16 protein-coding genes are annotated in these 14,380 nt (G+C 36.6%); 13 read left to right on the top strand and 3 right to left on the bottom strand.

The features are described 5' to 3' along the window. The first annotated feature begins 40 nt into the window (after positions 1-40). From ACQH1W_RS05135 to ACQH1W_RS05080, 12 genes are all read left to right on the top strand, one after another. Positions 41-349 (top strand): head-tail joining protein, encoded by a 309-nt coding sequence (locus tag ACQH1W_RS05135; protein WP_341763209.1) that lies wholly within the window; start codon positions 41-43, stop codon positions 347-349. Between the two features lies 1 nt (position 350). After that, on the top strand, positions 351-794 hold the full coding sequence (locus ACQH1W_RS05130) for a hypothetical protein (protein ID WP_375332829.1): 444 nt from the start codon (positions 351-353) through the stop codon (positions 792-794). 21 nt (positions 795-815) lie between these two features. Beyond that, positions 816-1,205, top strand: coding sequence for a phage tail tube protein (locus ACQH1W_RS05125; RefSeq protein WP_375331642.1), 390 nt, complete (start codon positions 816-818; stop codon positions 1,203-1,205). A gap of 38 nt (positions 1,206-1,243) precedes the next feature. Beyond that, positions 1,244-1,585, top strand: coding sequence for a hypothetical protein (locus ACQH1W_RS05120; protein WP_375332830.1), 342 nt, complete (start codon positions 1,244-1,246; stop codon positions 1,583-1,585). A 23-nt stretch (positions 1,586-1,608) separates the two neighbouring features. Then, the gene (locus ACQH1W_RS05115) at positions 1,609-1,743 is read left to right on the top strand and encodes a hypothetical protein (RefSeq protein WP_375332831.1); all 135 of its coding nucleotides are present in this window, start codon (positions 1,609-1,611) and stop codon (positions 1,741-1,743) included. Further along, positions 1,744-3,480, top strand: a complete 1,737-nt coding sequence (locus ACQH1W_RS05110; RefSeq protein WP_375332832.1) for a hypothetical protein — start codon at positions 1,744-1,746, stop codon at positions 3,478-3,480. A gap of 7 nt (positions 3,481-3,487) precedes the next feature. Beyond that, the gene (locus ACQH1W_RS05105; RefSeq protein WP_375332833.1) at positions 3,488-4,096 is read left to right on the top strand and encodes a DUF2460 domain-containing protein; all 609 of its coding nucleotides are present in this window, start codon (positions 3,488-3,490) and stop codon (positions 4,094-4,096) included. Beyond that, entirely contained in the window at positions 4,093-4,950 is an 858-nt protein-coding gene (locus ACQH1W_RS05100; protein WP_375332834.1) for a DUF2163 domain-containing protein, read from the top strand. Before ACQH1W_RS05105 ends, ACQH1W_RS05100 begins: the two co-directional genes overlap by 4 nt. A gap of 6 nt (positions 4,951-4,956) precedes the next feature. Beyond that, positions 4,957-5,415, top strand: coding sequence for a C40 family peptidase (locus ACQH1W_RS05095; protein ID WP_375332835.1), 459 nt, complete (start codon positions 4,957-4,959; stop codon positions 5,413-5,415). After that, the gene (locus ACQH1W_RS05090) at positions 5,412-9,194 is read left to right on the top strand and encodes a baseplate multidomain protein megatron (protein ID WP_425360971.1); all 3,783 of its coding nucleotides are present in this window, start codon (positions 5,412-5,414) and stop codon (positions 9,192-9,194) included. The genes ACQH1W_RS05095 and ACQH1W_RS05090 overlap by 4 nt, the downstream gene beginning before the upstream one ends. 8 nt (positions 9,195-9,202) lie before the next feature. Beyond that, positions 9,203-9,538 carry a DUF2793 domain-containing protein gene (locus ACQH1W_RS05085; protein WP_375332837.1) on the top strand — a complete coding sequence of 112 codons (336 nt, stop codon included), beginning with the start codon at positions 9,203-9,205 and terminating at the stop codon, positions 9,536-9,538. A gap of 62 nt (positions 9,539-9,600) precedes the next feature. Beyond that, the gene (locus tag ACQH1W_RS05080) at positions 9,601-10,137 is read left to right on the top strand and encodes a palindromic element RPE1 domain-containing protein (RefSeq protein ID WP_375332838.1); all 537 of its coding nucleotides are present in this window, start codon (positions 9,601-9,603) and stop codon (positions 10,135-10,137) included. A gap of 151 nt (positions 10,138-10,288) precedes the next feature. On the opposite strand, the gene ACQH1W_RS05075 is transcribed toward ACQH1W_RS05080, so the two are convergent. The 3 genes from ACQH1W_RS05075 to ACQH1W_RS05065 form a co-directional block, all read right to left on the bottom strand. Next, positions 10,289-10,579: a HigA family addiction module antitoxin gene (locus ACQH1W_RS05075; RefSeq protein WP_341757470.1), complete on the bottom strand. Its 291-nt coding sequence runs from the start codon at positions 10,577-10,579 to the stop codon at positions 10,289-10,291. 12 nt (positions 10,580-10,591) lie between these two features. After that, complete coding sequence (locus ACQH1W_RS05070; protein ID WP_342278420.1) at positions 10,592-10,870, bottom strand: type II toxin-antitoxin system RelE/ParE family toxin; 279 nt, start codon at positions 10,868-10,870, stop codon at positions 10,592-10,594. Positions 10,871-11,129: 259 nt separating this feature from the next. Continuing rightward, on the bottom strand, positions 11,130-11,975 hold the full coding sequence (locus tag ACQH1W_RS05065; RefSeq protein WP_375332839.1) for a tetratricopeptide repeat protein: 846 nt from the start codon (positions 11,973-11,975) through the stop codon (positions 11,130-11,132). Between ACQH1W_RS05065 and ACQH1W_RS05060 the strand changes: the two genes are divergently transcribed. Continuing rightward, positions 11,961-14,144 (top strand): hypothetical protein, encoded by a 2,184-nt coding sequence (locus ACQH1W_RS05060; RefSeq protein WP_375332840.1) that lies wholly within the window; start codon positions 11,961-11,963, stop codon positions 14,142-14,144. The two genes, ACQH1W_RS05065 and ACQH1W_RS05060, sit on opposite strands and share 15 nt — an antisense overlap. The last annotated feature ends 236 nt before the right edge of the window (positions 14,145-14,380 follow it).

The raw sequence follows: 14,380 nt of genomic DNA, 5'->3' as shown, positions 1-14,380 counted from the left end.
CATAATAACAATAATTGATATTATAATAACATAAATAGTTATGATCTTTCAAGAAGATTTTGCTGAGTTTTTAGACACAGAGCAAGGATTTGCAGTAGAGGCAACAGTAACGCCAAAAGATGGACTAGCTTACCAACTCAAAGGGATATTTGTTAACAACTACTACCCTATAGATATTGGAACAAGTGGCTTTGTCGGATTCAATCCAAGCTTTGAATGCTGTGAGGAAGAGGCAAGAAAAATCAATTATGGAGATATACTAACTATCCGGCAAACAAAGTACAAAATTGTTGAAATCAAACAAGATGATACTGGTTGGGTAGTGCTGGAATTAGAGCGACAAAGCTGATATGCTGCATGCTAGAACCAGCATAAGGCAAACTTTTGTGGATATCCTTAAAGGAAAAACGGCAGCAAAAGATAAAGTTTACGATAGTCGTTTATACAGCATGAATGACAGCACTTTGCCGGGGATTATCATATTTTCTAGCCAAGAAGAAATAGTAACCAGCACTATCAGTCCACCAAGATGTCAGAACAGGACGGCACGAATAACGGTAGAATGTTATGCCAAGGCTACTACTTCGGTCAATATCATAGTTGATAATATGACAGCTGAAGTGGAAAGTGTAGTGTTAAATAATCCTGAACTAAGGAAGCTTTGCAAAGATTGCCGTTTGGAATCAACTGATATTAGCCTAAATTCAGATGGCGATCAACCAGTAGCAGTAGCAAGCCTCGTATTTGCAGTAAGCTACCAAACTAAAGAGACTTCACCGAATATAATAATATAAATCCAATAATGAGAAACCAATATGTCAACACATGCAGGATCAGAAGGAATAGTTAGAATTGGCACAACACAGGTAGCCGAAGTTAAATCATGGTCGCTGGAAGAGGTATGCGATACGGTAGATGCCAGTACTATTGGCACTGAGTGGCGTAAGTCTCAGGCTACTATTAAGAGCTGGTCAGGTTCGATAGAGGCCTTTTGGGATGAAGCTGATACTGAAGGTCAAGGAAAGCTTACCATTGGAGCGACCGTACAGCTAAGTCTTTACCCAAAAGGCGAGAATGAAGAAAAGATATATTTTACGGGCATAGCAATTGTTACTGGCATTTCTCGGCAAGCTTCTTTTGATGGGTTAGTTGAAAGTTCCTTTACCTTCCAGGGCAATGGTAAATTATTAGAAGTAAAACAGTAAAATTTAACAATACTAATAGAAAGTAGGAGAAGACAATAATGACTGAAAAAATTATTGACAGGATTAAAGCCCATTTTGATGCTAAGGAGATCAAGGTAATTGAGGTAACAGAATGGGGAGATGCTGAGAATCCGTTATATATTCACTGTTCTCCTTTGACCTTAGCACAGAAGAACCGTCTATATAAAATGGCTAAAGAAGATGATTTGGGCTTAATGGTTGAAGCATTGATTATGAAAGCTAAAGATACTGAAGGTAATTGTTTGTTCAGCAGAGCAGATAAACCAAATTTAATGAGAAATTGTGACCCTGATGTGTTAATTCGTGTCGCAACCTCGATCATGGAGAGTAGTGATACTGAGGTAGCAGAAAAAAACTAACTAACCAGCCAGTATTACTTAACATGTTTGCTTTAGCTGAGCATTTAGGAAAAACCATATCTGAAATCGAACAAATGACAATAGATGAGTGGTATCATTGGCTGGCATATTTTAAAATTAAAAAACAGTATCAGTATAAACACAAATTAACAAGGTAAATGAGTTCTAACAATAAAGAAGTCAGAGTAACTTTTAGAGGAGTTGATAAAAGCAAAGAAGCATTTGGCAGAATCAAGCAGAATTTCAAGAAACTACAAGATCAACTTGGCAGAATTAAACTAGGATTTGGTAGAATCGGTACGGCAATAGCTGCGGCATTTAGTGTAGCAACTTTAAAGAAGATTATCGATAGCGGTGAGGAAATTGGTAAACTTGCTAATAAGCTAGATATTAGCACCCATAGTTTATCAGAGTTAAAATATGCTGCAGAGAGATGCGGGGTGGAGTTTAGTACCCTTACTTCAGGTCTTGAGCAAATGGCAATGAGGGTGTCAGATGCAGCAAAAAACTCCGGGGAGGCAAAAGATGCTTTGAGGTTACTGGGTTTATCAGCTAAAGAATTGAATCAAGTAGCACCCAATGATCAGATTGGACAAATTGCTGAAAACTTGTTAAGAGTCAGAGATGCTTCAGATAGAACACAGCTAGCAATAAAGTTGTTTGGCTCTGCTGGAGCTGCCCTGCTACCAATACTTGAACAAGGTGAAGATGGTATAAGAAGGCTTAGAGAAGAAGCAAGGAATCTAGGGCTATCATTGTCGCAGGAAGAATGTGAGGCAATGGCTAAGTTCAACGCAGAACTATCAAAATTACAGGCAATAATGACCAGTTTAATAACCTCATTATTAGTGCCTATATTACCGTTACTGATAGGATTTTTTGCGGCTATTAGGGAGGGACACCCAGCCATAACTTTTATAATTACTGCAATATCTACTTTGCTAGCTTTGAGATTAGCAGTATGGTTTATTGCGGCTGCTACTGCTGTTAGGGCTTTTACGGCAGCTCTTGTAGCAAATCCATTAGGTTTAGTAGCAGTGGCAATATCAACTGTGGTAGCTGGACTTGTTACCTTAACTAAATGGTTTAACAAATCAACTGAAGTAACTAAAGAATTTAATCAGACTTTAGAAGAAACAAAAACATTAGCAGCAATAACCATCCCTAAAGCGTCACTTGAGGTAATGAGTCAAAGGAACGAATTGCAAAACGAAGCAAAACGGATATTTGAACAAACTAGGACACCGCTGGAAAAGTATAACATGGAAATGGAGAAACTAAATAAACTGCTTAAGCAAGGTTTAATTGACCAAGATACTTATAACAGAGCTATGGAACAAAATAAACAATTACTTGGTAATATGGCAAATGAATCCGAAGATGCATTTAATTTGATTAAAGATCGTTCCAACGATGCAGCAGATAGTTTAATTGATAATTTTGCCAAGGCTGCCTTTGGTGTAGGTGATCAGGTAAAAAGTTTGAAAGATACTTTTAGTGATTTTTTTAAACAGTTGCAAGTTGATATATTAAAAATGACACTTAAACAGGCTTTCTCTTCGGCTAGCGGAGGTACATTTGGTGAAATGTTTGGCAGCGGAGGAAGTTTAGGTGGGATAAGCTCCATTTTTGGAGGTGTGTTTGCAAATGGTGGTACGGTAAAGCCCGGTAAAGCACATGTGGTTGGTGATGGTGGTGAGCCTGAGTTGTTTATTCCCAATAGTGTTGGTAGCATTGTACCCTTTAGCAAACTGGAGGCATCAGGTGCTAGCAACAACAATATTGTAGTTAATATGAATATTCAAACCCCGGATATTAGCTCATTTAACCAAAGCAGAAGTCAAATTGCCGCTGATATGGCAAGGCAGATAGCAAGGAGTTCTAGGAATTTGTGATGTATTTATGATAGTCTTTGCTGAGGTGCAATTTCCGCCTGAGATATCTTATGGTTCTAAGGGTGGTCCAATATTCTCAACTAACATCGTTACAACATTTAGTGGTCATGAGCAACGCAATATTAACTGGCAAATGGCAAGAAGCAGATATGATATAGGTAGTGGTATCAAGACGCAAACTCAGTGGCAAGAGCTAATAAGTTTTTTTCGGGCAAGGCGTGGCAGAGCTATAGGTTTTCGTTATAAAGACTGGTCTGATTATCAAGGTATAAATCAGTTATTAGGCAAAGGGGACGGTCAAACAAAAAAATTCCAATTAGTTAAAAATTATATTAGTGGTGGATATATTTATGCTAGAATTATAACTAAACCAGTAAAAAATAGTTTTTGCAAGATTTATCTTGATTCTTGTGTAGTGCAAACAGAAGAAATTGACATTGATTTTACCACTGGCTCAATTGTCTTTGCTCAACCTCCGAGAAGAGATGAAGAAATAACGGCAGATTTTGAATTTGATGTACCAGTTAGGTTTGATACGGATCACCTTGATTTATCGATGGATAGCTTTAACATAGGCTCTTGGGGTAATATTCCTCTCATTGAAATTAGAGTATGAGAAATTTACCGCCAACATTAACTCATCACTTAAAATCCGAGGTGACAAGCCTTGCTACTTGCTGGAAAATTACTAGACTGGATAAAATAATTTTAGGATTTACTGATTATGACCAAAATTTACTAATTGATGATTTGCAATATGAATCTATTGCTAGTTTTACTCCAACCAATGTTGAGAGTAGCAGTAACATGGCAGTAGATAATCTTGATTTATCAGGACAGATTTTTACCCCTAAAATAAATGCTAGAGATTTACTTGCTGGTAAATATGATTTTGCTGAAGTTGAAATATTTTTAGTAAATTATCAAGAGCCAAATAGTGGTAAGCTAATACAAAAGCGTGGAGTATTAGGGGAAGTAACCTTAAATAACAACATGTTTTGTGCTGAAATAAGAGGGCTTACACAATTCTTATCACAAACAATGTGTGAAACTTATCTGCCTCATTGTCGAGCTAATCTTGGTGATACAAAATGCAAGTTTAACTTGCAACAGCTAGGATTTACTGTGGAAGAAACAGTATCGAAGGTGATTGACCAGCAAAGCTTTTTTGCCCAAAGCCTTACTCATCCCAATGGCTGGTTTACTGGAGGTTACGTTATTTGGTATAGCGGTAGTAATCATGGACTAAAGATGGAAGTAAAAGATTTTGCTGATACAAAGATAATATTAGCTCTACCAATGCCTTTTGCTATTAGTGTATCTGATAAATTTGCTATTATTGTTGGTTGTGATAAAAGTAGTAAAACATGCATAGAGAAATTTCAAAACATTGTCAATTTCCGTGGTGAACCTGATTTGCCCGGCATAGATAGACTGATGAGTACCGCTGGAACACGTAAATGTAACTAAGTAATAATGATCAGCGGTAAAGATATAGTAACAAACGCTAGAACATGGCTTGGCACTAAGTATCATCACCAAGGTAGACTGAAGAGAAGTTATGCCAGCAATGGCGGTGTTGATTGCATTGGGCTGATTATGGGAGTTGCTATGGAACTACGGCTAGTTGGGGCAGATGGCAAGTTATTAGCAGAATTTGATGAAACTAGCTATTCTCCTCATCCTGATGGGGTAAGATTAAAGCAGTTTCTAGATTTACATTTAAAAAACATTGATATCAAGCAAATAAAACTAGGTGATGTGCTGTTGTTTAAGCTATTTAGCCATCCCCAACATGTTGGTATAGCCAGCAACTATTTTGGAGGTATAGGCATTATTCATTGTTATTCAGGTTCAGGTCAAGTAGTTGAACATTATTTATCAGCTGCATGGCAGAAAATGCTAGTTGGGGTTTATAGGTTTAGCTACCAATGACCAATGCCATATTACCAGTAGCAGGAGCGGTAGGCGGCTTTTTCATTGGCGGGCCTATTGGAGCGATTATGGGTGCTAATTTGGGTATGGCAGCCAATAATCTTTTTTTACCAAGAAAAAAGCAAAGTATTAAATTACCTACCCAAGAAGGGTCAAGGCTTAGTGACCTAAGAGTGCAGCTATCAAGTTACGGTGAAGTAATACCTAAAATATACGGCTCAATGAGGCTTGCTGGCAATATTATTTGGGCTACTGATATTAAAGAAGTGGCAACTGAGCATGAGCATTCTGAAGGTCAAAACAGTGGTGGTAAAGGTGGAGGAGGTAGGCAAACAGTTATTACAACTCAAAGTACCATCACTTATAGCTATTTTGTTAGCCTAGCAATTAGCATATGTGAAGGTGAAGTTAATGAAATTATTAGAATTTGGGCTGATAGCAAGTTGCTTACTGAAGATATCTTAAGAAGTGATCAGGGTAAATTTAACATTCATCTTGGTACTGAAGAACAAATGCCCGATGATATTATTGGTAAGTACAAATCTGCTCAAACATATCCAGCCTATAGAGGTTTATGCTATGTGGTAATAGAGGATTTTCCTCTTGAGCAGTTTGGCAATCGCATTCCAAATTTTACCTTTGAGGTTAAACGTTTAGTTAAGTTTAAGCCAGCAGTAGAGGACAAAATTAAAGAAGTAGTATTGATCCCGGGAGCCGGGGAATTTGTTTATGCTGATCAGCTTTATACTAAACAAGATGGTATGAATATTGGCAATAGCTGGACGCCACTAAAGAACAAACACTATCTTAACATGCATAATTATGCAAACAAGCCTAATATGTTTGTAGCACTGGAGCAAATGGCAAGGACTTTACCGAACCTTGAGTGGGTGGCATTAGTAGTAACTTGGTTTGCAACCTCCAGCAGAGCTATTGATTGTCGCATTGTACCCAAAGTAGAGTATTATGGTGATAGCACAAAAATGTTACCAAATGATTGGCAAGTAGCAGGTGTTGCTAGGTCGCAGGCTGAAGTAGTACTTTACATCAATCAATTTACTCCAACCTATGGTGGTACTCCTTCTGATGATAGTGTAATAGCTATTTGTCAACATATTAGGCAGCGTGGGTATAAAGTAATGTTTTATCCCATGATCTTTGTAGATGAACTTGAGCCAAAGCCGAAGCCTTGGAGAGGAAGGATAACAGCCACCAGCGTCAGTGAAATTGATAACTGGTTTAATAACCCGGTCTCAGGATATAATCGTTTTATCATGCATTATGCAGACCTCATGGCTGGACAAGTTGATGCATTCATTATTGGCTCTGAAATGGTTAGCCTAACCTCCTTTACCGATAGAGCTGGATCATACCCAGCAGTTGAGCAATTTATTCAGCTAGCCTCTATGGTAAAAGCAAAATTAGGTAATACTCTAGTAACATATGCTGCTGATTGGACAGAATATCATCATACAAAAGGTGGTTGGTTTAATCTTGATCCACTATGGGCTAGTCCAAACATTGATTTTGTCGGTATTGATGCCTATTTTCCGCTTACTGAAGACTTGCCACATTCTCAGATTACCGAAGAGCTTATTAAAAAAGGCTGGGAAAGTGGTGAAGGATGGGACTATTATTGGGACTGGCAAAGGAAGCAGAAACATTATTTTGCCGCTGAATCACCACAAACCCCTGATAAATATGCTTGGAAAAATTTACAACATTGGTGGACAACTGCACATCATAACCCGGATAGTAGAGCTACTAGCTGGCAGCCGAAGATGAAGCCTATATGGTTTACTGAATTTGGTTTTCCGTCAGTAGATGCTTGCACTAATCAGCCTAATGTATTTTATGATCCAACTTCTGTTGAGTCGTACTTTCCTAGAAATTCTAAAGGTAGAGTAAATTTTTTAGCTCAACGTCATGCACTAAATGCCACACTAGATTATCTAGCAGAACGTAATAGTAAAGAAGGCTGTGAGCAACTGATACCAAAAAGATTTGTTTGGACTTATGACGCAAGACCTTTCCCTTTTTGGCCTGACTTTAAAAGCATATGGCAAGATGGAATATTATGGCCAACTGGTCACTGGATTAACGGTAAGCTGGGAGGTTCAAACCTTGGAGCTATTATTGCTGAAATTTTAGCAAGTGTTGGATTAAAACCTACTGATTATGATGTATCTAGACTGACTCAAGATGTTTATGGCTATATTATCAATCAGTATATAACGGCAAGAGAAGCAATAGAGCAACTGCAAAGTGCCTATTTTTTTGATGTAGTAGAAAGTGATGGTATTCTTAAGTTTATATTAAGGCTTGAATCTATGAGTAACATAGATATAGAAGAAGATAATTTAGTTACAGTAGGTACAGATAGCAAAACTACTATAGAAATAAGCATTACTCAGGAATTAGAGCTACCACAAAAAGTAAGTGTTAGTCATATTGACTGCCAACAAAATTATGATTTAGTCACTGTCCAATCACAACGGCAGGCAGTTCAAACCACAGAACAAGTAAATTTTTCGTTACCAATAGTGTTAGATGATCAATCAGCCAAACAAATTGCTGATATTACCCTATACAATGCTTGGCAGGAGAGAGTTAGTTACCAACTAACTTTGCCTCCCCAATATGGATTTTTAGAACCAACAGATATTATCAATGTGATCTGTAAAGCAGAAGATAATCAAGTGCAGCATCAGTTAAGGATTGTTAAAACCGATATGCAACGTTCAGGGTTGATGAAGATTTTTGCTACTAGCTTTAATATGGCGATGTATGACTTTCATAGCAATACAAATTATCTTACGTCAAATTATGAATTACCAAAACTATTAGCTGCAACTATCATGGAACTAATAGAGACACCTACGCTGCTAACTGATGCTAGGACAAACCAACCAATTCTACGCATAGCCATAGTGCCTGATGGTAGCAACTGGCAAGGAACAGCTATATATAATAGTAGCGATGATGGTTATGATTACAAATTGCTAGCAACTACTACTGTGCCATCAATTATGGGAGTGGTAATAAATAGGCTTTCTTTTGGAACTACAGTAATTTTTGATTGTCATAACGAAATAATTGTACAATTGCTTTATGGATCATTATCAAGCGTCAGCGAACTTGCGTTACTAAATGGGGCAAATGCTGCTCTAATAGGTGATGAGTTAGTACAATTCCAAAATGCTGAATTAATTGGTGACCATAAATATAAATTAACAAAGCTACTGAGAGGTAGGCAAGGAACAGAATGGGCTATTAATAAACACCAAGTTGCAGATAAATTTATTTTTTTAAATTCAGCAGTTATGGCAGTTAATCTAAATCATCACTTAATTGGTCGGAAGTTACTCTACAAACCCGTGTCAGTCGGTAGTTCATTTGGTGAAACGAATACTATAGAGAGCAAGTTTATGGCTAGAAATCTTAAACCTCTTGCACCAGTGCATACCAAGTCTGAAAAAGATAAGCAAGGTAACATTATTATCAGCTGGATTAGACGTAGTAGAATAGATAGTGATTGGCGTGATTATGTTGATGTACCACTTGGCGAAGAGTTTGAAAAATATCAGGTTGATATTAAAAGTGGTAATAATGTTATTAGAACCCTTGAAGCCTCAAGCCCAAATGCTATATACAGCAAACAAGCACAAATATCTGATTTTGCCTATGCATCAGAACTACCGGTAAACTTAAACGCCAGCATTTACCAACTCTCCAGCCAAATCGGCAGAGGCTATGGGACAACTTTAACGTTGCTCTAAAAATTACTATGTCTTACACTTCTAGGTTAAAGCTACCCTATATCCATAGTGGGCAGGCACAAAAGGAGATTACTCATAACGAAGCACTAACTTTACTCGATATCCTCATTAATCCAGTGGTAGAAGCTACTCAAGTAGCTATGCCACCTCAAGATGCAATGACTGGACAGTTATACATAGTTAGTCAACATCCTCAAGGTGAGTTTATCAGCCATGCAAATAAAATAGCCCAAAAGTTAGAAGTTGGTTGGAAGTTTGTTACTGCTCCTAAATGGCTAGAAGTAATACTTAATAGTAATGGCAGCAAATACCGCTTCGATGGCAATAATTGGATAAAATCATAGTCCAAATTCCCAATCTAAATCTAACCTTCAACCAAAATTCTAATCTAAACAACATATCTCTTTTGAAATTCGCTTATGCTGAGGAATTTAAAGAAGCCACTTCACTGCGAACCGCAGCGGACGATGATGTACGTGAGGAGCAGAGTACCGGTAGCACGAATAAATTACCAGCAGAAGTAGAGTTTCGAAAGAGATTTAATAGTATGAACAGCAAATACTATATACCATACTTTACTCACCAAGAGCTAGCCTGCAGGCAAACTGGTCAAATCATTTTAGCTGCAGGTTTTGCTGAAAAATTAGTTGCCTTGCGTAACAAATTTAACTGTCCCATGCAGCTTACCTCAACCTGTCGTTCTAAAGAATACAACCGCAAAATTGGCGGTGTACCAAATTCTTTCCACATCTACGACTATCCACGTTATGGCTTTACCGGCTGCTGTGCTATTGATGTAGCTACTTCAGACAACACCATTAAAGGAAACCTTATCTCACTTGCTTGGCAGCTAGGCTGGTCCATCGGCATCAACAAAAACTTCATTCATTTGGATAGACGGATTGATTATACAGACCTGAAACAAACAATTTTTCTTTATTAAATTACACACAGTTCAAGTAACCACTATATTCCTTTGTTCTTAAGAATTGATGGGATTACTCAGACGTTTCTTGTGTTACAAGTGAATGTATCAAAATATTAACAGAACCTAGTACACACATTACAATTTACAAAAAAGTTATAAATCTAATTTAAGCAGACATGTGAAGTAATATTTTAACATGGGAAACATCAATATTTTTTTTGGCATTCCAGATATCATACTGTTGCTGAAGATTAAGCCAGTATTCAGGGCTTGTGTTTGGAAATGCTGTAGATAGACGAATAGCCATAGAAGAACTAATGCTAGATTTTTCATTGATTAGAAATGATAAAGTTTTACGGGTAACTCCAAGCGATAGAGATGCCTCAGTGACAGTTAAATTTAAAGGTTCTAAATATAATTCTTTTAATATACTACCCGGGTGTGGGGGATTGAACATATATACCTCGCTTTAATGATAATCCAAATAATCAACGTCATAGGCATCTCCATTACTAAAACGAAATATCAGACGCCAGTTACCATTAATTTTAACTGACCAAAAGTCTTTCATATTACCTTGCAGCTTGTGCAGTCCGAGTCTTGGTAAATTCATGTTTTCTACCTTAGTTGCAGCATTTAAGTTAGCCAGTAACAGCCTGAGTTTTTTTATATGATCACTTTGTATTTTTGTAGTATCGCCATTATTAAAGAAATTGTTTAGACCCTTATGGCTGAAAGTTTTGATCATATCATAAATAATATTACCTTATTATGATTGTAACATATAACGTTATAGTTATCAAGCTAATTATCTATCCTAAACTAGGATATGAATAAAAAGCAAGGCGGTTCAATTGCAAATAAAACTAAATTTATAACTTAGACGAACAAACAAAGTAGTTACCAATTGAATTTTATAGTTTCAATTTAATAGATATTAATTAAAAAACCCAACGGACTTGGTAAAACGTATATTTGCAACAAAACTGCTTTGTAATCTTTTAGCATTACAAATCACATTCTAAACCTGAGTCGCCAAGTAAATTGTTGGTAAATTCTTCATTTACCAGCTCATAATTGTAAAAATTGTGTTCCTGTGCTTTGGTGGCAAAATTTTGCCCTTGAGCAGCAGCATTAACCATAATATTACTAATTTTATTGCAAGCCGCAGCCTTAAAATTTTCATCCGAACTTAGGCTGAATGCATGGTGATAATATGTTTTAGCTTTCTCAAATAAACCTATAGACTCAAAATACTCAGCCTGCTTTAGCATTATATCAGGATTCTCTGCATCTTGTTTTAGCCATGCTTTAAAACATTCTTTTATCCTAACCGCATTATTAATTACTTTATAGCAGTCAATCGCTTTAGCATATTCACCTTTGTTAAAAAATAGCTGACCAAGTTTCTCATATATTTTTGGTAGATGACTATTCGCCTCTATAGCTTTTACATAGTAATCCAATGCCTCATTTTCACCATTCTGCTCAGCGATACTAGCTAAGCAACTATAGGCTATAGCCTTAAGATTCTTGCAGGCAGGAGAGTCCGGATAATCCTCTAGATACTTTATAGCTTTATGATAATAAACTTGGTCAAGCCTATCTTCATCAATAGGCAAACTACTAACTTGGTACTCAAGATTTTCTGTTACTTTAGCATGGCAAACCGTTATTAACTCTGCAATCTTGGCATGATCAGGTAACTCAACTCCACAGACACTGGCAAAGAATTTCACATATTCATATTGCTGCTGTAAACAATAACCATAGCTTTGGATCTGATGCTGAAGTTGAACATTACCCGGTTCAGCATATTCAGCAAAAATCTCCAATGCTTGCTGCAAGATCATTATGGCATTTGCGATCCTACTAAAAAAGCCGCTAAGATACTAAAACAGCAACAACAAGCAGAGGCAGATGAAAAAGCCAGACAAGAAGATGAGAGACTTGCACAAGAGGCAAAGCTTAAAGAGCAAGAGGAAGCTAAGGAAATAGAAGAAGCAGCTAAATTAAAAGCCATAGAGGAGGCAAAAGTAAAAGAATATGTCCCGGAGATACAGGTTGTGAAATTATTTGAGGTAGCAGATGGGAATAATCAGTTTGATAATGATGATCAGGCTACTATCAAGCAAGTATCGAATCTAATCCGAGATGGTAACGACCGCCTGCAGGAACATGGTAAGAATGGGATATTGCTGCTTGGTAATACCGGAGCTGGCAAGACTACACTCGCTCATGTGTTTAGTGGCAGGGAGCTACAGGCGATTTTTGATGATGAAACTAACGAGATGGTTATTGAAGCAAAGCAACCATTTAATGATATTGTCATTGGTCATAAAATGGCTTCCGAGACTAAGATTCCTAATAAATGTTTTGCTAAAGATAAAAACCTAATCATTTGGGATTGCCCTGGCTTTAATGACACTGATCCTGTTCAGGAAATTGCTAACAGCTTCTATATTAAAAGGCTCTTTGAAACTACAGAACAGCTAAAATTTGTGTTGGTGGTAGATGAATCATATTTAAGGAGTAATAGAGGTAGTGATTTCCTTGAAACGTTATCTAATTTTATAAAAAGTTTTAATAATATTGAATTTATAAAGGGCAGCATATCTTTAGTATTTACTCATGTACCACCAAACAAAAATATTCAGCATATTAAAAACTCTATAGATAAAATATTAAAAGATAATCAAGGGGCAACAGAGGGGCATAAGGCACTGATTAATAAGCTCAAAGATAATGGCTCAATACATCTATTCTATAAACCAACTGACGAAGGTGAGTTAGCTGTACCTGACTTACTTGCGGCAATAGACACATCATCCAAATATTCTGATGCTAAAGGTGATATGGTCAATATAACTATTTCTAAGAAAGCTCAGGAGTGTTCATCTCATCTGTTAAATACTGCCAGTAATAATTTTAATCAACTATTAGAGGTGATAGTTAAGGCTATTGGTAATGCAACTAAATGCTCAGATGCTAATTCACTCAATGCATTTTCTGAGAATTATCATCTTGTCAAAGATTGGATTCCATCATCAATTCATTACAATAACCTACTGCAAAGGCATAACAAAGATGAATATTTTCTAGAGCTGGACTTATTATCAAAGTTACAGAAAGTACTTAACTGTGAGCAAATAGTAAGCATACCAAATGCCATAATGATCTTGCAGCAAGCATTAGAGATTTTTGCTGAATATGCTAAACCGGGTAATGTTCAGCTTCAGCATCAGATACAAGGCTATGGTTATTGCTTACAGCAGCAATATGAATATGTGAAATTCTTTGCCAGCGTCTGTGGAGTTGAGTTACCTGATCATGCCAAGATTGCAGCAGAGTTAATAACGGCTTGCCATGCTAAAGTAATAGAAAATCTTGAGTACCAAGTTAGCAATTTGCCTATTGATGAAGATAGGCTTGACCAAGTTTATTATCATAAAGCTATAAAGTATCTAGAGGATTATCCGGACTCTCCTGCCTGCAAGAATCTTAAGGCTATAGCCTATAGTTGCTTAGCTAGTATCGCTGAGCAGAATGGTGAAAATGAGGCATTGGATTACTATGTAAAAGCTATAGAGGCGAATAGTCATCTACCAAAAATATATGAAAAACTTGGTCAGCTATTTTTTAATAAGGGTGAATATGCTAAAGCGATTGATTGCTATAAAGTAATTAATAATGCGGTTAGGATAAACGAATGTTTTAAAGCATGGATAAAACAAGATGCAGAGAATCCTGATATAATGCTAAAGCAGGCTGAGTATTTTGAATCTGTAGGGTTATTTGAGCAAGCTAAAAAATATTATCACCATGCATTCAGCCTAAGTTCGGATGAAAATTTTAAGGCTGCAGCCTACAAAAAAATTGGTAATATTATGGCTAATGTTGTTGCTCAGGGGCAGGATTTTATCACTAGAGCAGATGAGCATGATTTTTACAATTATGACCTAGTAGATGCAGCATTTACCAGCAAATTACTTGGTGACTCAAGTTCAGAATGTGATTTGTAATGCTAAAAGATTGCAAAGCAGTTTTTCTGCAATTATACGTTTTACTAAGTCCGTTGGGGTTTTTTAATTAATATCTGCTAAAACCCTAGTTTAGAAAAAGACCTTAATTAGTTATCCAATATTTTTTTAAATGAACACAATTATGATAATTAGATGATGTTGTCACGAGATGTAATTCTATATTGAATCAAACTTATCTATACTATATCATATTTTTATCGAAACAGCATATTACC

Origin of the sequence: Candidatus Tisiphia endosymbiont of Stenodema calcarata, assembly GCF_964030695.1 — a bacterium.
Classification (GTDB): Bacteria; Pseudomonadota; Alphaproteobacteria; order Rickettsiales; family Rickettsiaceae; genus Tisiphia.
Note: the sequence above shows the minus strand (reverse complement) of the source record. Positions and strands in the feature narration are given on the sequence as shown.

Bases quoted from the DNA above. Each gene is read 5' to 3' on its own strand.
- ACQH1W_RS05135 (WP_341763209.1), top strand. From the start codon at position 41: ATGATCTTTCAAGAAGATTTTGCTGAGTTTTTAGACACAGAGCAAGGA.
- ACQH1W_RS05130 (WP_375332829.1), top strand. From the start codon at position 351: ATGCTGCATGCTAGAACCAGCATAAGGCAAACTTTTGTGGATATCCTT.
- ACQH1W_RS05125 (WP_375331642.1), top strand. From the start codon at position 816: ATGTCAACACATGCAGGATCAGAAGGAATAGTTAGAATTGGCACAACA.
- ACQH1W_RS05120 (WP_375332830.1), top strand. From the start codon at position 1,244: ATGACTGAAAAAATTATTGACAGGATTAAAGCCCATTTTGATGCTAAG.
- ACQH1W_RS05115 (WP_375332831.1), top strand. From the start codon at position 1,609: ATGTTTGCTTTAGCTGAGCATTTAGGAAAAACCATATCTGAAATCGAA.
- ACQH1W_RS05110 (WP_375332832.1), top strand. From the start codon at position 1,744: ATGAGTTCTAACAATAAAGAAGTCAGAGTAACTTTTAGAGGAGTTGAT.
- ACQH1W_RS05105 (WP_375332833.1), top strand. From the start codon at position 3,488: ATGATAGTCTTTGCTGAGGTGCAATTTCCGCCTGAGATATCTTATGGT.
- ACQH1W_RS05100 (WP_375332834.1), top strand. From the start codon at position 4,093: ATGAGAAATTTACCGCCAACATTAACTCATCACTTAAAATCCGAGGTG.
- ACQH1W_RS05095 (WP_375332835.1), top strand. From the start codon at position 4,957: ATGATCAGCGGTAAAGATATAGTAACAAACGCTAGAACATGGCTTGGC.
- ACQH1W_RS05090 (WP_425360971.1), top strand. From the start codon at position 5,412: ATGACCAATGCCATATTACCAGTAGCAGGAGCGGTAGGCGGCTTTTTC.
- ACQH1W_RS05085 (WP_375332837.1), top strand. From the start codon at position 9,203: ATGTCTTACACTTCTAGGTTAAAGCTACCCTATATCCATAGTGGGCAG.
- ACQH1W_RS05075 (WP_341757470.1), bottom strand. From the start codon at position 10,579: ATGTTCAATCCCCCACACCCGGGTAGTATATTAAAAGAATTATATTTA.
- ACQH1W_RS05070 (WP_342278420.1), bottom strand. From the start codon at position 10,870: ATGATCAAAACTTTCAGCCATAAGGGTCTAAACAATTTCTTTAATAAT.
- ACQH1W_RS05065 (WP_375332839.1), bottom strand. From the start codon at position 11,975: ATGATCTTGCAGCAAGCATTGGAGATTTTTGCTGAATATGCTGAACCG.